Origin of the sequence: Streptomyces sp. NPDC058464 (assembly GCF_042721035.1) — a bacterium.
Lineage (GTDB): Bacteria > Actinomycetota > Actinomycetes > Streptomycetales > Streptomycetaceae > Streptomyces.
Genome location: NZ_JBHXMA010000001.1, coordinates 548893 through 567300, shown reverse-complemented (window position 1 = coordinate 567300; position 18408 = coordinate 548893). Strand labels below are relative to the sequence as shown.

Genomic DNA, 18408 nt, shown 5'->3' with positions numbered 1-18408 from the left:
CAGGCCACAAGGGCCTGCCTGGGGGGAGAGACGGGTCATGAGAGTCAGCGTTTTCGGGCTCGGCTACGTGGGCTGCGTATCAGCCGCGTGCCTGGCCGGCATGGGCCACGAGGTCATCGGGGTGGACGTGAACCAGGTCAAGGTCGACCTGGTCAACGACGGCAAGGCTCCGGTGGTGGAGGAACGTATCGGCGAGCTCATCGCCGAGGTCGTGCGGACCGGAGCCCTGCGCGCCACCGGCGACGTCCGCGAGGCGATCATGGACAGCGAGATCTCGCTGGTCTGCGTGGGCACCCCGTCGGAGCCCAACGGCAGCCTGTGCACCACCTACTTGGAGCGGGTCACCGAGGAGATCGGCGCCGCGCTGGCCGAACGGGGCGGGCGGCACACCGTCGTGTTCCGCAGCACCATGCTCCCGGGCACCTGCCTGAACCTGCTGGTACCGATCCTGGAGAAGAACACCGGCGGCACGGCCGGGGTGGACTTCGGGGTCGCGGTCAACCCGGAGTTCCTGCGCGAGGGCACGAGCGTGCGGGACTTCTTCGACCCGCCCAAGACCGTCGTCGGCGAACTCGACGCGGCGAGCGGCGACGCGGTGCTGGCGCTGTACGACGGCCTGCCCGGCGAGGTGTTCCGGGTGCCGATCCCGACGGCCGAGGCGATCAAGTACGCGGACAACGCCTTCCACGGCCTCAAGATCGGCTTCGCGAACGAGCTGGGCGCGGTGTGCCAGGCGCTCGGGGTGGACTCGCACCAGGTGATGGACGTGTTCCTGGCCGACCGCAAGCTGAACATCAGCCCCGCCTATCTGCGGCCCGGCTTCGCCTTCGGCGGCTCCTGCCTGCCCAAGGACCTGCGCAGCCTGGTCCACGCGGCACAGCGGGCCGACGTCTCGGTGCCCATCCTCTCCCATGTGCTGCCCTCCAACTCCGACCATCTGCAACGCGCGGTGGAGCTGGTCGAGCGCACCGGCAAACGCCGGGCGGGACTGTTCGGGCTGTCCTTCAAACCCGGCACCGACGACCTGCGCGAGAGCCCGCTCGTCGAGTTGGCGGAGCGGCTCTTCGGCAAGGGGTACGACCTGAAGATCTACGACGCCAATGTGAGCCTCTCCCGGCTGCTCGGCGCGAACCGCGAGTACATCGAGACCCGGCTGCCGCACCTCGCGCAGCTCCTCGCGGACTCCGTCGAGGAGGTGCTCGACCACGCCGAGGTGTGCCTGGTCGGGACCAGGGATCCGGCCGTGCTGTCGGCGCTGCCCCATGGCGACGGCCCGGTGATCGTCGACCTCATCCACCTTCCCGACGCCGATGTGCGCCGGGCCGAACCGGGGTACGTGGGCCTTGCTTGGTGACACGACCGGCGGCGACCGGCCCGGCCGGCGCGCGCTGATCCTGGTGGAGAACCTGTCGGTGCCCTTCGACCGGCGGGTGTGGCAGGAGTGCACGACGCTGCGCGACGCGGGGTGGACGGTGCACGTCATCTGCCCCCAGGGGACCAAACGGGACACCGAGCCGGAGGCGGAGATCGACGGGGTGCGGATCCACCGCTACCCGTTGCGCGCCGCCACCGGAGGGCCGTCCGGGTATCTGCGGGAGTACGGCTCGGCGTTGTGGCACACGGTCCGGCTGGCCCGGAAGGTCGGCCCGGTCGATGTGGTGCACGCCTGCAACCCGCCCGACCTGCTGTTCCTGCCCGCGCTGTGGATGAAGCGGCGCGGAGCGCGGTTCGTCTTCGACCAGCACGACCTGGTGCCCGAGCTGTACCTCTCCCGGTTCGACCGCGGCAAGGACCTGCTCTACCGCGCGGTGTGCGCGCTGGAACGGCGGACCTACCGGGCCGCGGACGTCGTACTCGCGACGAACGAGAGCTACCGGGACGTCGCGGTGAGCCGCGGTGGCCGGCGGCCGGAGGACGTCTTCGTGGTGCGCAGCGCGCCCGCGATCGAGCGGTTCCAACCGGTGCCGGCGGAAGAGGAGTTGAAGCGCGGCAAGCCTCATCTGCTGTGCTACCTCGGCGTCATGGGCCCCCAGGACGGCGTCGACTACGCCCTGCGGGCCCTCGCGAAGCTCCGCGACGAACTCGGGCGGACCGACTGGCACGCGGTGTTCGTCGGCTCCGGCGACGCCTTCGACGCGATGACGGAGCTGTCCCGGCGGCTCGGGCTCGACGACCAGGTGCAGTTCACCGGGCGCATCCCGGACGCCGACCTGGTGCGCTACCTGTCCACCGCGGACGTCTGCCTCTCGCCCGACCCGCGCAATCCGCTCAACGACGTGTCGACCATGAACAAGGTCCTCGAGTACATGGCGATGGGCCGGCCGATCGTCTCCTTCGACCTGAAGGAGGCGCGCGTCTCCGCCGGTGAGGCCGCCGTCTACGCGCCCGCCAACGACGAGGCCGAGTTCGCCGGGCTCATCGCGCTGCTCCTGGACGATCCGGACAAGCGGGCCCGGATGGGCAAGATCGGCCAGGAGCGGGTGAGCGGACCGCTCTCCTGGCGCAACTCGCAAGCGTCGCTGCTTGCTGCCTACGCAGCCGCCTGCCGTGACCACACCCCGGTGTCGGCGGCCGATCAGGTTCGAACAAGAAAGAGGCAGCGCAGTTGAGCGAGGAATCGATACGTCTGGTCACCATCGGGCGGATGTTCCGCCGGCGCTGGCGGCTTCTGGCCGCCTTCGCCGTCGTGGGCGCACTCGTCGGCTACGGCGCCTCGGTGGTGTTCCCACCGACGTACACGACGTCGGCGTCGGTCCTGCTGCCAGGGCAGTGGGAAGAACGTGAGCTGCTGACCCAGGTCGACATCGCGACCAGTTCGACGGTGGTCGACCGGGCGGCCGCCACGCTCCGCTGGACGGACGTCAGCAATGCCGAACTGCGGGACCAGGTGACCGCCTCGGCCGCCGACGGGAACATCATCAAGATCTCCGGCACGGCCGACACCCCGAAGCGGGCGCAGCAGCTCTCCGACCAAGTGGCCCAGCAGTTCGTCAAGTTCGCCTCCCGGATCGCGGGCGGCGGCACCGACTCCGCGGCAGCCACGGAGTCCGAGGCGCTGCGCAAGCAGGTCGAGGAGACCAACCGCCGTATCACCGAGCTGGCCGACGCGGCCGATCCAGGGCAGACCGTGGAGGGCGTGCAGGCCCGGACGGAGCTCGAGAAGCTGAGCACCTCGCTGGAGGAGGCCATGACGAAGCTGGACGAGGCCAACCCGGCGACCAACAAGGCCGGCATGGTCGTGATGGGGCCGTCGGCCCGGCCGACCGGCCAGGCACCGCCGACGAGGATCCAGCTCATCGCCGCCGGAGCGCTGCTGTTCCTCCTGCTCGCGGTCGTCGGCCACCTCGCCGCCGCACGCATGAACCGCCGGCTGCGCACCGAACCGGAGATCACCGCGGCGCTGGGCTCGACGCTGCTGGGCACCGTGGAGGTGCCCGACGGAGGGCGCGGCGCGCACCAGCCGGAAGGCGGCGCCCGACGCAGCAGGCTCCGCCGGCTCCTCGGCGCCGACACCCGGTGGGACCTGCCGACCCCGCCGAGGTCCGACGACGAGGCCGCTCGACGTATCCGCTACCGGCGGGTGTGCGCCCGCCTCCGTGACCAACTGCCCGCCCCCCGGCGCCTGCTGGTGGTCGTACCGGACGGCGACGAGATCGCCCGCCGGGCCGCCGGACAGCTCGCCGCCGAGGCCAAGAGCGATCCGCAGCTGCGGGTGGTGGAGGTCTCGGTGGACCGGCCGATCGTGCCGGACCGCGACACCGAGTCCGGCGCCCTCGTCGTCCTCAGCGCGGGCAGCTGGACCGCGGAGGAGCTCGCCGGTATCGCCGAGGCGTGTGCGGACGGCCGGCACGAGGTCCTCGGCATCGTCGTCGCCGACCCGGTCCGCGCCCGTGAGACCCGGTCCGCCGGCCACCACACTCCGGACGACGCCACTCTCGCACTCGCGGTTCGCGGCCAGGCCACAGGAGGTTCAGCGTGACGACCAGCACGACCGCGGAGTCGTCGGCCGCCACTCCGCTTCTCGACCTTCAGGCCCTGGTGGTGTCGGTGCGCAGGCGCCGCCGCCTCTGGTACGCCACGGCACTCCTCGGCCTGCTGGGAGGCTCCGGGCTGGCGGTCGCGATGCCGCCGGCGCCGACCGCGGTGACCGAAGTACTGGTCGCGCACGAAGCGGACCAGCCGAACGACACCGGAACGCTGATCCGCACCGACGTCCAGCTGCTCCAGACCACACAGATCGCCGGCAAGGCCCTGCGGTCCCTCAAGTCCACCGAGAAACCGGAGGACTTCCTGCAGGAGTACAAGGGGGCCGGGCTGACCAACAACCTGCTGCAGATCACCGTGAGCGGCGACACCGACGCCCAGGCCGTGGCCCGGGCCAAGGCGCTGGCCGACGCGTTCGTCGCGGACCACGTGCAGCGGATGCAGCGGACCGCGCAGGCCGAGGCCCAGGCCCTGCTCGACCAGCGGGACCGCATGCGGGACGAGCTCGCCCAGGTCAACAAGGAGATCGGAAACCAGCAGGCGGACAGCGACCCGAAGGCGTCGGCGACCCTCGAGTCGCTCTTCGCCCGCCGTGCCGAACTCAACTCGCGCATCTCCGACTTCGACGAGCGCGCCGCGGACGCGCGGACCGGCGCACCCCAGGTCGTCGCCGGCACGCAGATCGTGGACACCCCGCGCGCACTGCGGCACTCCCTGCCCAAGGCCGTCGCCACCGACTCCGCGATCGGCCTCGTCCTCGGGCTCTTCCTCGGGCTCGCGCTGGCCGCGGTCGGCACGGTGGTGGCGGACCGCCCCGTGCTGCGCCGGGACATCTCGGCGAACCTGGGCGCCTCGGTCATCGCGGAGCTGCCCCGCCGGCCGGGCAGGCCGTGGCAGCGCCGGCGGACCCGGCTGACCCGCGAACGGCTCGCCGCGTCCCTGGCCCGCACCCTGCGCGGCTCCACGGAACCGGTGTCGCTGCTGGAACTGGGCTGTGCGCGCGGCGCGAGCGTGATCGCCCTGGACCTCGCCAGGGCCCTGGCGGCGGAGGGGCCGGTGACCGTCGTCGACGCGCTGCCCGGCCGGCAGTTGGCGGGCCGCCGCCAGAAGCCGGGCGACCCGACCGTGGTCGGCGCCGAGCAGGCCGCGACCGTGTCGCCCCAGGAGCGCAGGATCGGCGTCGGCTCGGTGGCGCCCGGCACGGCGTGGACCGACCTGCAGTACCTCGGCACCCAGACCGTCCTCGTGGTGCGGGCCGGACACGGCAGCGCCGCCTGGCTGCACACCGTGGCGCGGCAGCTCGCGGACCAACGCATCCCGGTGATCGGTGTGGTGCTGATCGACCCCGACCCGCGGGACCGGACCGACGGCACCCTGTGGGACGGGCTGCAGACCGCGCTGCGCGGCCGGAGCGAGCGGCCGGCCACGCAGGCGGGGACGGAGCGGCCGGCCACGCAGCCGGGGACGGGCCGGCGGCGGACGGAGCGGCAGCCGGTGTGGGCCGCCCGCGGCCCGGAGAACGAGCAGGAGGTGCGCTAGCACATGTGTGGCATCGCAGGCACCTACCGATGGCCGGACGGAAAGATCGTCACCGACCGGCTCACCGACACCCTCGCCCACCGCGGTCCGGACGGGTCGGGCCGGTACAGCCACCCCGTGGGCGACGGCGAGGTGCACCTCGGACACCGCAGGCTGGCCATCATCGACCTGTCCGACACCGGCGCCCAGCCGATGGTCTCGGACGGCCTCGTCCTGACCTACAACGGCGAGCTGTACAACGCGCCCGAACTGCGGGCGGAGTTGGAAGCCACGGGGGTGCGCTTCCGCGGCACCTCCGACACGGAGGTGCTCCTGGAGGCCTGGCGGCGCTGGGGCACGGACTGCCTGCCCCGGCTGCGCGGCATGTTCGCGTTCGGCGTCTTCGACGAGCGCACCGGCGACCTGGTGCTCGCCCGCGACCAGCTCGGCATCAAGCCGCTGTTCCTGCTCCGGCGCGGCGGCGGCCTGGTGTTCGCCTCCGAGCTGAAGGCGCTCTCCGTCGCCACCGGCCGGTCGTTGCAGGTGGACGACGCGGCGCTGGTGGCCTCGCTGCTCTACTACTGGGTGCCGGACTCACGGTGCGCGTTCCGCGAGGCGGAGAAGCTGGAGCCGGGCAGCTGGCTGCGGTGCCGGCCCGACGGCCGGGTGGAGCGCGGCCGGTTCTGGAACCTGAAGGACGTCGCCGCCGAGGGCCGGGAGCGGGCCCGGGCCGGTGAGACACCGGACCTGGCCGCGATCGTCGAGGAGTCGACCCGGCGCCACCTGCTCTCCGACGTCCCCGTGGCGACCTTCCTCTCCGGCGGCCTCGACTCCAGCTACCTGACCGCGCTGGCGGCCCGCCACCAGCCGGGGATCTCCGCCTACACGATCGGGTTCCGCGCCGAGGACGCCAGGTTCGAGGCGATGCCGGACGACCTGCGCTACGCCCGGCAGGTCGCCGAGCAGTTCGGCGTCGACCTGCACGAGATCGAGATCGCGCCGAACGTCCTCGACCTGCTGCCGCAGATGACGTACCACCTGGACGAGCCGATCGGCGACCCCGCCGCGATCAACACCTACCTGATCTGCATGGCCGCGCGAGAGGCCGGGGTGAAGGTGATGCTCTCCGGGATGGGCGCGGACGAGCTGTTCGCCGGGTACCGCAAGCACCTGGCCAACCTGATCGCGCTGCGCTACCAGCGGGTCCCGCGGCCCCTGCGGCGCGGGGTGTCCGCGGCCGTGGACCGGCTGCCGGTCGCCACCAGCCGCCGCGGGTACCGGTCGGTGCGCTTCGCGAAGCGGTTCCTCTCCTTCGCCGACCTGCCGGAGGAGACCGCCTTCCGGCGCAGCTACACCATGTACGACCAGGACGAGCTGCTCGCCCTGCTCGACCCGGACCTGGCCGGGACGGTCGAGGACGTGCTGACCGAGCACGCGGACGTCTACGCGGACAACGACCTCGACGACTTCGTCAACCGCATGTGCCTCACCGACGCCCGGATGTTCCTGCCGGGCCTGAACCTCACGTACACGGACCGCTCCAGCATGGCCGCCTCGACCGAGGTACGCGTGCCGTACGTGGACGTCGAGGTGGTCAGGGCCGCGTTCGCGGTGCCCGGCGACCGCAAGATCGTCGGACGGCAGGGCAAGGCCGTCCTCAAGGAGGCGGCCACCTCGGTCCTGCCCCGGGAGATCGTGTACCGGCCCAAGGGCCTGTTCAGCGCCCCGCTGCGGGCCTGGATGAGCCGGGACCTGGCACCGCTGGTGCGCGAGGTGGTCAACGACGGCGAGCTCGTCCGGTCCGGGTTCCTGCGCCGTGACGCACTCGCGCGCATGGTCGCCGAGGACGCCGCCGGGCAGCAGGACTTCTCCAAGCATCTGTGGCACGTACTGACCCTCGAGTACTGGTATCGCGACGCGACCTCCGGGTCCGGCCAGAGCACTCGGTTGACGGCATAGGAATTCAGGAGTTCGGGTGAAGCAGGTAGTGCAGAACTACAAGAGCGGCGAGCTGGCGGTGCTCGACGTTCCGGTTCCGGGGTGCAAGCCGGGCGGTGTGCTGGTCCGCAGCGCCTACTCGCTGATCTCCACCGGGACCGAGCTCATGAAGGTGTCCGAGGCCGGCATGTCGATGCTGGGCAAGGCCCGCTCCCGCCCCGACCAGGTGGCCAAGGTCATGCAGAGCGTGGCCACCAACGGGCTGCCCGCCACCTACCGCAAGGTGATGGGCAAGCTGGACTCCTACACGCCGCTCGGCTACTCGCTGTGCGGGGTGGTCGAGCAGGTCGGCGCCGGCGTCGACGACGTGAAGGTCGGCGACCTCGTGGCCTGCGCCGGCAACGAGCACGCGCTGCACGCCGAGCTGAACTGGGTGCCGAAGAACCTCTACACCCCGGTGCCGGACGGCCTCGCGCCGCGCCACGCCGCCTTCGGCACCGTCGGGTCGATCGCGATGCAGGGCGTCCGCCAGGGCGAGCCCCAGCTCGGCGAGGTGGCCCTGGTCATCGGCCTCGGCCTGATCGGGCAGCTGGTGGTCCAGCTCCTGGCCGCCGCCGGAGCCCGCGTCGTCGGCGCCGACCCGGACCCGTCCCGCTGCGAACTGGCCGAGCGCCTGGGCGCCGTGGCCTGCGGCGACCCCTCCTCCGCGGCCGTGGAGACCGCCGTCGCCGAACTCACCGACGGGCACGGCGTGGACCAGGTGTACCTGGCCGCCGGCGGCGGCAGCAACCAGCCCGTCGAGCTGGCCGCCCGGCTCTGCCGGGACCGCGGCCGGGTCGTCGACATCGGCAAGTGCCGCCTGGACCTGCCGTGGAACGCGTACTACGAGAAGGAACTCGACGTCCGGTTCTCGCGGTCGTACGGCCCCGGGCGCTACGACCCGGAGTACGAGCTGGAGGGACGCGACTACCCGATCGGCTACGTGCGCTGGACCGAGCGCCGCAACCTCGCCTGCTTCCTCGACCTCGTCGCCCGCGGCCGCGTCGACGTGGAGCCCCTGGTCTCCCATGTCGCCGACTTCGACGACGCGGTCGACACGTACCGGCGGCTGAAGGACGGCGAACTGAAGGCTGTGGCCGTGCTGTTCCGGTACCCCGAGCAGACGACGGAAGGGGAAGGGGAGGCGGAGGCCCCGTCGGTGGCCGTGCCCGCGGTGCGCCGCGGTGCGGCTGCGCCCGCCCCGGCCCGGGCCGCCCAGTCCCCGGTGCGCCTGGCGTTCGTGGGCGCGGGGAACTACGCGACGTCGATGCTGCTGCCGCACCTGGCCCAGCGCGAGGGCGTCGAGCTGTCGACCGTCGTCACCACGACGGCGCTCTCCGCGGCCAACGCGCAGCGCAAGTTCGGCTTCACCGAGGCGACCACCGACCTCGACGCCGTGCTCGGCGACAAGTCCGTCGACGCGGTGTTCGTGGTCACCCGGCACAGTTCGCACGCCGAACTGACCCGCAAGGCGCTGCTGGCCGGCAAGACGGTGTTCGTGGAGAAGCCCCTGGCCCTCACCGAGGACGAACTGGCGGGCGTGCTCGCGGCGGTGGAGGAGTCCGGCAACGACCGGCTCCAGGTGGGCTTCAACCGCCGGTTCGCACCGCTGCTTCAGGAGGCCAAGGAGCGGTTCGGCGTCCGGACCGGTCCGGCGAGCCTGCGCTACCTGGTCAACGCGGGCCGGCTGCAGCACGGCAGCTGGTACCTCCAGCAGGGCACCGAGGGCTCGCGGTTCGCCGGCGAGGGCGGCCACTTCATCGACACGGCGAGCTGGCTGCTCGACGCCGACCCGGTCTCGGTCTACGCGGTCGCCACCGCCGGCAGCGACGACCTGCAGGTCGTGCTCCGCTACCCGGACGGGTCCACCGCCACCATCAGCTACGTCACCACCGGCGCGCCCGGCTTCCCCAAGGAGACGCTGGACCTGGTCGCGGACGGCAAGGTGCTGCGGCTCGACGACTTCGTCCGGGCCTCGGTGTACAGCCGTAAGCGGTGGGTGAGTTCGCGGCTGCCCAAGGCCCGGGACAAGGGCCAGAACGCCGAACTGGCCGCGTTCATCAAGGCCGTGCGCACCGGCGGGCCGATGCCGGTGCCGCTCGAGTCCCTGGTCGCGACCACCGCGGCCACCCTCGCCGTGCAGGCCGGCCTGGCCGGCGGCGCGCCGGTGACGTTGGCGAGGGCCTGATGACCATGAGCGCAGGCTGGTACCTGCGCCGGCTGTCCCGGATGGGGCCGCGGGAGATCGCGGGCCGGGCGGGCGACACGGTGCGCAGACGCCGCTGGCGGTCCGCACGGCCGGACTGCCCCCCGGTGACCGGCGCCCGGTTCACCGCCGTACTCCCCGCCGGGACGATCGCCGCGGTGCCGCCGGACGCCGCGAAACGCCTCGTCGCCGAGGCGGACCGGCTGATGTACGGGCACGTCGAGTACTTCGGGGTGGTCCGCGACGACCTCACCGACCCGGACTGGTGGTGCGACCCGAAGACCGGGCGCCGGGCCCCGTGGGGCTACGCCTTCGACGTGCCGTACCGCAACGAGGACGTGGTCGGGGACATCAAGCAGATCTGGGAGCCGTCCCGGCACCAGTACCTCACCGTGCTCGCCGCCGCTTACGCGGTCACCGGGGACGAGCGGTACGCCGAGCGCGTCGCCGCGCATCTGCGGTCCTGGTGGGCGGCCAACCCGCCGCTGCGGGGCGTGCACTGGATCAGCGGCATCGAGCTGGGCATCCGGCTGCTGTCCTGGGTGTGGGTCCGCCGGCTGCTCGACGACTGGCCGGGCGCGGCCGGGCTGTTCGAGGAGAACCCGGTGGCGCGGAACCAGATCTGGCACCACCAGCGCTGGCTGGCCGCCTTCCCCAGCCGGGGGTCCTCGGCGAACAACCACGTCATCGCCGAGGCCGCCGGACAGCTCGCGGCGGCCTGCGCGTTCGACTGGTTCCCCTCCTCGGCGCGCTGGCGGGCCGACGCGCTGCGGTCGCTGGAGCGGCACCTGCGGAGCAACACCTTCGCCTCCGGCATCAACCGCGAGCTGGCCAGTGAGTACCACGGCCTCGTGCTGGAACTCGGCCTGGCCGCCGTTGCCGAGGCGGATGCCGCGGGCGTGCAGGTCCCGCCGTCCGTCCGGCTGGTGCTGCTGCGGATGACCGACGCCCTCGCGGCCGTCGTGGACAACCGGCTGCGGCCGCCGCGCCAGGGAGACGCCGACGACGGACACGGTCTGGTCGTGGACGGCGCGGGCACCGACCGCTGGGCCTCGCTGCTCGCCACCGGCGACGCCGTGTTCGGCCGGCTCGACTGGTGGCCGGCGGTGACCGGCACCGATGTGCGCACCCCGCTGCTGGCCGCGCTCATCCGGCCGTACGCGAAAGACGGAACCGCACCCGCCGTGTCCCGCCCGGCAAGCAGGCCGGCCCACTTCGCCGACGCGGGGCTCACCGTGCTGCGCGGTCCGGGCGGGATCTGGTGCCGCTGCGACGGCGGCCCGCACGGCTTCCTGTCCATCGCCGCGCACGCCCACGCGGACGCGCTGTCCGTGGAGGTCCGGCACGACGGGGTCGACGTGCTCGCCGACCCCGGGACGTTCTGCTACCACGGGCAGCCCGAGTGGCGGCAGTACTTCCGCTCGACCCTCGGCCACAACACGCTGCAACTGGACGGCGGCGACCAGTCCGTCTCCGGCGGCCCTTTCCTGTGGACCCGGCACGCCCGCACCCGCGTTCTGACCGCGGACACATCGGGCGAGGGTGTGGCCCGCTGGTGTGCCGAGCACGACGGGTACCAGGGCACCGTGCACCGCCGCCGGGTGGAGCTGACGGCCGAGAGCCAGGAGCTGAAGGTGGTCGACGAGGTGCGCGGCCCGTACCGGACCGTGCAACTGGCCTTCCACCTCGGCCCGGAGATCGCCGCGGACCTGGTGGGGAACCGGGCGGTGCTCACCTGGATCCGGGACGGCGAGGGGCGTTCCGCGGTGCTCGACCTGCCCGGGCAGCTGTCCTGGCGGGCGCACCGCGGGGAGACCGCCCCACCGCTCGGCTGGTACTCCGCGGGCTTCGGGCGCAAGGAACCCAGCACGACGCTGATCGGCACCGGCACCGGCACCGGCACCGGCACCGGCACCGGCACCGGCACCGGCACCGAACCCGCTGACGGCGCGGGTGGGTTCACCACCGTGCTCAGGTTCGGCGGCTAGGGGGGCACGTGGTGATCAAGAGGCGGCACTGGGCGCCGGCGGCGGCATCGCTGGCGCTGGCCCTGCTGACGGCGACCGGCTGCGACAGCACGTCGGGTGCCCGGGCCGCGGAGCCGACCGCCGCACCGTCCACGGCCACGTCCGCGGCCCGGGCCGTGGCCCGGGTGTGCGCCAACCCCGCGGCCGGACCGGCGAAGGCGCCGGCCGGCGCGGTGACGGTCGACCCCTCGGTCGTCGGTGACCTGGCGGCGAAGACCAAGAACAGCCCCCCGAACACCACGTTCTGGCTGCGGCCCGGCAAGCACCGGCTCGCCCCGGACCGCTACGCCCAGGTGATCCCCAAGAAGGGAGACCACTACCTCGGTGCGCCGGGCGCGGTGCTCGACGGCGGGAAGAAGAACCAGTACGCCTTCGCGGGCACCGCCCCCGACGTCACCATCCGCTACCTGACCGTGCAGCGGTTCGTCGCGCCGCAGAACGAGGGCGTGGTCAACCACGACTCGGCCGACGGGTGGGTGATCGAGCACACGACGATCCAGGACAACTCAGGGGCGGGGCTGATGGCCGGGGCCCGCCAGCAGGTCCGCGCCAGCTGCCTGCGCGACAACGGACAGTACGGAATGAACGCGTACAAGGGCGGTGGCGGTATCAGCGGCCTGGTGGTCGAGGACAACGAGATCGTCGGCAACAACACCGACAACTGGGAACGCAGGCAGGAGGGTTGCGGCTGCACCGGCGGCATCAAGTTCTGGGCCGTCGACGGCGCCGACGTACGCGGCAACTGGGTGCACGGCAACCACGGAGCGGGGCTGTGGGCGGACACCGACAACAACGACTTCGTAATCGAGAACAACGTGCTCGAGGCCAACGACGGTGCCGCGCTGATCTACGAGACCAGCTACAACGCGATCATCCGGAACAACACGATCCGGCGGAACAACTGGGTCGAGGGCCGCAGGTACGCCGACCGCGGCGACAACTTCCCGTACGCGACGATCTACCTGTCCGAGTCCGGCGGCGAACCACGGGTCCGGGCCCGCACCGACAAGATCGAGATCTACCGGAACGTGCTGGAGAACAACTGGTCCGGGATCACCCTGTGGGAGAACGCCGACCGTTTCTGCAACAGCCCGGCCAACACCTCCTCCGGTGACTGCACGCTGCTGGTGAAGAACGCCCGAAGCTGCGCGAAACCGGCGATCGACAAGGCGCCGCTCTACGCGGACTGCCGATGGAAGACGCAGCGCGTGGACATCCACGACAACCGCTTCGTGCTCGACGAGTCCGTGGTCAAGTGCACGGAGATGTGCGACCGCATGGCGGTGCTGTCCAACTACGGCACCTATCCGGACTGGTCGCCGTACAAGGGCGAGAAGGTGGCCGAGGCGATCACCCACAAGCAGGACAACCGCTGGCACCACAACACCTACCTCGGACCGTGGGAGTTCGTCGCCTACGACCCGAGCCGGGTGCTCGACTTCGACGAGTGGCAGGGCATGGACTACCGGCAGGACGCGGGCAGCACTCTCGACCCAGGGGCCGGTGGTTGAGATGGACGCGCAGATGAACACGGTGCCGGACACGCGGTCCGGCGCCGAACCGGGCTCCGCCGGCACCCCGAGGATCGTCGGAATCGTCTGGGGGCTGCTGGTCCTCAACACGCTCGGCTCCGCCGGGGCGAAGACCATCGTCCCGCTGCCGCGCTCCCTCATCCAGATGGTCACCATGGGTGCCCTGGTCGCCGCGTTCGCGCTGGCGCTCGCCGTCAATCTCCGGCTGCGCATCCGGCCCAGCGCCTACCTGCTGCTGCTCACCCTGCTGCTGGTGACGAGCGTGATCTCCAGCGCCAACCTGGAGTCCGGGTTCGGCGCGCTGTTCCGCTGCTTCCGGCTGGCTCTCTTCATCGGCACCCTGTGGCTGCTCAGCCGCTGGTGGGACGGCAGCCTGACATTCGTCCGATACCACATCCGGGCGTACTTCGCGGTGCTCGGGTCGGTGGCCGCCGGCCTCGTCGTCTCACCGGGCGCGGCCCTGCCCGACCTCTACGGCGGACGCCTGGTCGGTGCGCTGTGGCCGCTGACCCCGCCGCAGATCGGGCAGTACGCGGCGGTGATCATCGGGCTCACCGTGCTGCTCCTGCTGGGCCACCGGACCGACCGGACCAGCGCTGCCGTGGTCATCGTGCCGTCCTTCGTGCTGCTCGCGCTGACCCATACCCGCACGGCCACGCTCGGCCTGCTGCTCGGCCTGGCGCTGGCGATCGGCTCGCTCATCCTGGCCAGCGCGGCCGCCCGCCGGTTCTTCAGCTGGGCGGTGCTGCTCGGCGTGGTGGCCGCGGTGGGGTTCGCCTCCGCCCTGCAGACATGGTTCCTGCGCGGCCAGACCAAGGAGAACTTCTCCAGCCTCACCGGCCGGGCCAAGGTCTGGGACGCCCTGCTCGCCGCGCCCCGGACCACCTCGGAGAAGCTGCTCGGCGTGGGCCTGGGCGACAAGTCGTTCGGCGGGCTGCCGATCGACAACAGCTGGCTGGCCGTCTACAACGAGCAGGGCCTGATGGGCGTCACCCTCGTCGCGGTGATCATCGTCGTGCTGGGCGCCGTGGCGCTGCTGCGGCCGCCGTCGCTGCAGCGGGCCTGCGCGATCTTCCTGATCAGCTACTGCGCGATCGCCTCCTACACCGAGGCCGGTCTCGGCGACGCCTCGCCGTACCTGCTGCATCTGGCGCTGGCCGCCTCGCTGCTGGCGTCGCCCGTCGCGGCGACACCCCTCCCGACGGCCGAACTCCCCAGACGATCGGAGGTGAGCTGACCATGCACATCCTCGTGGTGCACAACCGCTACGGCTCGGCGCAGCCGAGCGGGGAGAACAAGGTCGTCGACCAGGAGGTGGAGCTGCTGCGCGCGGCCGGCCACCGCGTCGAGGTGTTCGAGCGGCGCAGCGACGACATCGCCGCCCGGTCCCTCCTCGGCAAGATCGCGGTGCCGCTCCTCGTGCCCTGGAACCCGGCGGTCCGCACGGAACTCGCCGCCCGGCTGCGCACCGAGCGGCCGGACGTGGTGCACGTCCACAACGTCTTCCCGCTCCTGTCGCCCGCGGTCCTCGCCGCGTGCGCCGACGCCGGGGTGCCCGCCGTCGCCACGCTGCACAACTACACCCAGGTCTGCCCGCCCGGCACGCTGCAGCGGGACGGCCGGCCGTGCACCGAGTGCGTCGGCTCCGCACCGCTGCCCGCCGTCCGGCACGGCTGCTACCGGGGCTCCCGCCTCGCGACGGTGCCGCTCGCCGTCAGCCTGTCGGCCAACCGGCGGCGGTGGTGGTCCGGTGTGGAGCGGTTCCTCTGCATCTCCGCGGCACAGCGCGACGTCCTGGTCCGGTCCGGCATGCCGGCCGAGCGGCTGACGGTGAAGCACAACTTCGTGCCCGACCCGGGCAGTTGCCGGGACGGCGAGGGAGAGCACCTGCTCTACCTCGGCCGGCTCGCGGAGGCCAAGGGCGTACGGCTGCTCATGGCCGCGTGGGACGAGATCGCGGCGGTCGGCGGGGTGGGCGTGCCGCTCGTGATCGCCGGCACTGGGCCGCTGGAGCGGGAGGTGACCGCCTGGGCGGCGGGCCGGGACGACGTGCGCTACGTCGGCCTGCTGGACACGGCGGAGTGCCGCAAGTTCATCGCGCGGTCGGTCGCCGTGGTGGCTCCCTCGACGTGGCTGGAGGCGTTCGGGCTGGTGGTCGTGGAGGCGATGGCGGCCGGGGTGCCGACCGTCGCCGCAGGACACGGCGCCTTCGTCGAACTCGTCGAGGACGGGGTCACCGGACTGCTGCACCGGCCGGGCGAGGCCGCCTCGCTCGCGTCCGGCATCCGCCGGATCGCGGCCGACCCGGTCCGCAACCGGGAGATGGGCCAGGCCGCCCGCCGCCGCTACGAGCAGGGCTTCAGCCCGGCCGTCGGCCTGGAGCGCCTGCTGGAGGAGTACCGCACCGCGATCGCGGGACGGTCAGCACAGGCTCGCGACGGGGACACCCGCGCGAGCAGGGGGGATGGGGACAACAGATGACACGATGCCGACTCTGCGGCTCGGAGGCGACGGCGAGCGTCGTCGACCTGGGGGCGACGCCGCCGTGCGAGAGCTTCCTCGCCGTGGACCAACTGGACGATCCGGAGCCTGCTTACCCGCTGCACCTGCGGGTCTGCACCGACTGCTGGCTCGCGCAGATCCCGCCGCTGATCACACCGGAGGAGACGTTCAAGGAGTACGCCTACTTCTCCTCCTACTCGACCTCGTGGGTGGAGCACGCGCGCACCTTCGTCGCCGGTGCCGTCGAGCGGCTTCCGCTCGGCCCCGACGCCTTCGTGGTCGAGGTGGCGAGCAACGACGGGTACCTGCTGAGGCACGTGGTGGACCGGGGGATCCGCTGCCTCGGCATCGAGCCGTCGGTGAACGTCGGCGCCGCGGCACGGGAGGCGGGGGTGCCCACGCTGACGGAGTTCCTCTCCCCGGACACCGGCGCCGCCGTCCGCGCCGAGCACGGCCCGGCGGACCTGGTCGTCGCCAACAACGTGTACGCGCACATCCCCGACGTGGTCGGCTTCACCCAGGGGCTGCGCGCACTGGTCGCCGACGACGGCTGGGTCTCCATCGAGGTGCAGCACCTGCTGACCCTGATCGAGGAGAACCAGTACGACACGATCTACCACGAGCACTTCCAGTACTACACGGTGGCTTCGGCGATCCGGGCCCTTGCGAGCGGCGGACTCGCGCTCGTGGACGTCGAGTTGCTGCCCACGCACGGCGGCTCCATCCGGCTGTGGGCCCGCCCGGCCGAGGTGGCCGGCGAGCCGACGCAGCGGGTGGCCGACGTACTGGACCGGGAGAAGGCCGCCGGACTGCAGGAGCTGTCCGGGTACGCCGAGTTCTCCGCCCGCGTCGCCAAGGTGCGCCGGGACCTGCTGCGGTTCCTCATCGACGCGGCCGAGCGCGGTGAGACGGTCGTCGGCTACGGCGCCCCGGGCAAGGGCAACACCCTGCTCAACCACTGCGGCATCCGCCCCGACCTGCTCGCCTACACCGTCGACCGCAACCCCTACAAGCACGGCAGGTTCACCCCGGGCACCCGCATCCCGATCCTGCCGCCCGAGCGGATCGCCGCCGACAAGCCGGACTACGTCCTCGTCCTCCCGTGGAACCTGCGGGCCGAACTCGTCGAGCAACTCGCCTTCGTGCACGAGTGGGGCGGCCGGCTGGTCTTCCCCATCCCGGAACTGAGCATCGTCGAGGCCGCGAAAGAGGTCACAGCATGAAGGTCGTCCTGTTCTGCGGCGGTTACGGGATGCGGATGCGCAACGGAACCTCCGACGACGTGCCCAAACCGATGGCGATGGTCGGCCCGCGACCGCTGATCTGGCACGTCATGCGCTACTACGCGTACTTCGGGCACACCGAGTTCATCCTGTGCCTCGGATACGGGGCCCACCACATCAAGGACTTCTTCCTCAACTACGAGGAGACGACGTCCAACGACTTCGTCCTGCGCGGCGGGAAGACCGAACTGCTCTCCACCGACATCGCCGACTGGACGATCACCTTCGCCCAGACCGGCATCGAGTCACCCATCGGGGAGCGGCTGCGCCGGGTACGGCACCGCCTGGACGGCGACGAGATGTTCCTCGCCAACTACGCCGACGTGCTCACCGACGCCCCGCTGCCGGAGATGATCGACAAGTTCGCCGCGCGCGACGCCGGGGCGTCGATGATGGTGGTGCCGCCGCAGTCATCGTTCCACTGCGTGGAGCTGGGCGAGGACGGCCTGGTGGGCGGCATCACCGCGGTGAGCGAACTGCCCCTGTGGGAGAACGGCGGCTACTTCGTACTCCGCCAGGAGATCTTCGACCACATACCGGAGAACGGCGACCTGGTCGCCGACGGCTGCGCCCAACTCGCCAAGCGGGGACGGCTGGTGGCGCACCAGCACCGCGGCTTCTGGAAGCCGACCGACACCGTGAAGGAGCGGGCCGCGCTCGACGACGCCTACGCGAAGGGCGACCGTCCGTGGGCCGTGTGGGAGCGGGACACCGCCGGAGCCAGAGCGTGATCCGGCTCGGGGCCGGACCCCTGGACCGGATCGTCGCGGTGGGCGCCCACTGCGACGACATCGCCATCGGCGCCGGCGGCACGCTGCTGACGCTGTGCCGGGCCCGGCCCGGTGTCCGGGTCGACGCGCTGGTGCTCTCCGGCGGCGGCAGCGAGCGCGAGCAGGAGGAGCAGGCCGCCCTTGCGGCCTTCTGCCCCGGTGCCGACCTGCGGCTGACCGTGCTCAAGCTGCCGGACGGAAGGCTGCCCGCGCACTGGGAGGAGGCCAAGGCCGCGGTCGAGGAACTGCGCGAGCGGACCGACCCGGATCTGATCCTCGCCCCGCGCACCGACGACGCGCACCAGGACCACCGCGGCCTGGCGCAGTTGCTGCCCACCGCCTTCCGCGACCACCTCGTGCTCGGCTACGAGATCGTCAAGTGGGACGGCGACCTCGGCCGGCCGTCGGCGTACCAGCCGCTGGAGCCGGAGACCGCCGAACAGAAGGTGCGGCTGCTGCAGGAGCACTACCCCTCGCAGCGGCACCGGCCCTGGTACGACCGGGAGGCCTTCCTGGGCCTCGCCCGGATCCGCGGCATCGAATGCCACGCGCGCTACGCCGAGGCGTTCGCCGTCACCAAACTCACGCTCAACCTGGGGGGTTGAACCA

13 protein-coding genes are annotated in these 18408 nt (G+C 72.1%); all 13 read left to right on the top strand.

What is annotated here, in order from left to right; all coding sequences use genetic code 11:
* The first annotated feature begins 37 nt into the window (after positions 1-37).
* From ACFWPQ_RS02900 to ACFWPQ_RS02840, 13 genes are read left to right on the top strand one after another with little or no spacing between them, the layout of a single operon-like run.
* Positions 38-1354, top strand: a complete 1317-nt coding sequence (locus ACFWPQ_RS02900) for a nucleotide sugar dehydrogenase (RefSeq protein WP_384029283.1) — start codon at positions 38-40, stop codon at positions 1352-1354.
* Positions 1311-2609 (top strand): glycosyltransferase family 4 protein, encoded by a 1299-nt coding sequence (locus tag ACFWPQ_RS02895; RefSeq protein WP_384029281.1) that lies wholly within the window; start codon positions 1311-1313, stop codon positions 2607-2609. The genes ACFWPQ_RS02900 and ACFWPQ_RS02895 overlap by 44 nt, the downstream gene beginning before the upstream one ends.
* Positions 2606-3979, top strand: coding sequence for a Wzz/FepE/Etk N-terminal domain-containing protein (locus ACFWPQ_RS02890; protein ID WP_384029279.1), 1374 nt, complete (start codon positions 2606-2608; stop codon positions 3977-3979). The genes ACFWPQ_RS02895 and ACFWPQ_RS02890 overlap by 4 nt, the downstream gene beginning before the upstream one ends.
* The gene (locus tag ACFWPQ_RS02885) at positions 3976-5523 is read left to right on the top strand and encodes a Wzz/FepE/Etk N-terminal domain-containing protein (RefSeq protein WP_384029277.1); all 1548 of its coding nucleotides are present in this window, start codon (positions 3976-3978) and stop codon (positions 5521-5523) included. Before ACFWPQ_RS02890 ends, ACFWPQ_RS02885 begins: the two co-directional genes overlap by 4 nt.
* Positions 5524-5526: 3 nt before the next feature.
* Complete coding sequence (gene asnB / locus ACFWPQ_RS02880) at positions 5527-7461, top strand: asparagine synthase (glutamine-hydrolyzing) (RefSeq protein ID WP_384029275.1); 1935 nt, start codon at positions 5527-5529, stop codon at positions 7459-7461.
* A gap of 16 nt (positions 7462-7477) precedes the next feature.
* The gene (locus tag ACFWPQ_RS02875; protein ID WP_384029273.1) at positions 7478-9667 is read left to right on the top strand and encodes a bi-domain-containing oxidoreductase; all 2190 of its coding nucleotides are present in this window, start codon (positions 7478-7480) and stop codon (positions 9665-9667) included.
* Entirely contained in the window at positions 9667-11673 is a 2007-nt protein-coding gene (locus tag ACFWPQ_RS02870) for an alginate lyase family protein (RefSeq protein ID WP_384029271.1), read from the top strand. Before ACFWPQ_RS02875 ends, ACFWPQ_RS02870 begins: the two co-directional genes overlap by 1 nt.
* Positions 11674-11681: 8 nt before the next feature.
* Positions 11682-13223, top strand: a complete 1542-nt coding sequence (locus ACFWPQ_RS02865; protein ID WP_384029269.1) for a right-handed parallel beta-helix repeat-containing protein — start codon at positions 11682-11684, stop codon at positions 13221-13223.
* A gap of 13 nt (positions 13224-13236) precedes the next feature.
* Entirely contained in the window at positions 13237-14481 is a 1245-nt protein-coding gene (locus ACFWPQ_RS02860; protein ID WP_384029329.1) for an O-antigen ligase domain-containing protein, read from the top strand.
* Between the two features lie 2 nt (positions 14482-14483).
* Positions 14484-15725, top strand: coding sequence for a glycosyltransferase (locus ACFWPQ_RS02855; RefSeq protein ID WP_384029267.1), 1242 nt, complete (start codon positions 14484-14486; stop codon positions 15723-15725).
* Entirely contained in the window at positions 15722-16969 is a 1248-nt protein-coding gene (locus ACFWPQ_RS02850) for a methyltransferase domain-containing protein (protein WP_384029266.1), read from the top strand. The genes ACFWPQ_RS02855 and ACFWPQ_RS02850 overlap by 4 nt, the downstream gene beginning before the upstream one ends.
* On the top strand, positions 16966-17760 hold the full coding sequence (locus ACFWPQ_RS02845; RefSeq protein WP_384029264.1) for a sugar phosphate nucleotidyltransferase: 795 nt from the start codon (positions 16966-16968) through the stop codon (positions 17758-17760). Before ACFWPQ_RS02850 ends, ACFWPQ_RS02845 begins: the two co-directional genes overlap by 4 nt.
* Positions 17757-18404, top strand: a complete 648-nt coding sequence (locus ACFWPQ_RS02840) for a PIG-L deacetylase family protein (RefSeq protein ID WP_384029262.1) — start codon at positions 17757-17759, stop codon at positions 18402-18404. Before ACFWPQ_RS02845 ends, ACFWPQ_RS02840 begins: the two co-directional genes overlap by 4 nt.
* Positions 18405-18408 lie beyond the last annotated feature (4 nt).

Excerpts from the sequence above, each read along its gene's own strand:
- ACFWPQ_RS02900 (WP_384029283.1), top strand. The coding sequence starts at position 38 with ATGAGAGTCAGCGTTTTCGGGCTCGGCTACGTGGGCTGCGTATCAGCC.
- ACFWPQ_RS02850 (WP_384029266.1), top strand. The coding sequence starts at position 15,722 with ATGACACGATGCCGACTCTGCGGCTCGGAGGCGACGGCGAGCGTCGTC.
- ACFWPQ_RS02860 (WP_384029329.1), top strand. The coding sequence starts at position 13,237 with ATGAACACGGTGCCGGACACGCGGTCCGGCGCCGAACCGGGCTCCGCC.
- ACFWPQ_RS02845 (WP_384029264.1), top strand. The coding sequence starts at position 16,966 with ATGAAGGTCGTCCTGTTCTGCGGCGGTTACGGGATGCGGATGCGCAAC.
- asnB (WP_384029275.1), top strand. The coding sequence starts at position 5,527 with ATGTGTGGCATCGCAGGCACCTACCGATGGCCGGACGGAAAGATCGTC.
- ACFWPQ_RS02895 (WP_384029281.1), top strand. The coding sequence starts at position 1,311 with ATGTGCGCCGGGCCGAACCGGGGTACGTGGGCCTTGCTTGGTGACACG.
- ACFWPQ_RS02870 (WP_384029271.1), top strand. The coding sequence starts at position 9,667 with ATGACCATGAGCGCAGGCTGGTACCTGCGCCGGCTGTCCCGGATGGGG.
- ACFWPQ_RS02855 (WP_384029267.1), top strand. The coding sequence starts at position 14,484 with ATGCACATCCTCGTGGTGCACAACCGCTACGGCTCGGCGCAGCCGAGC.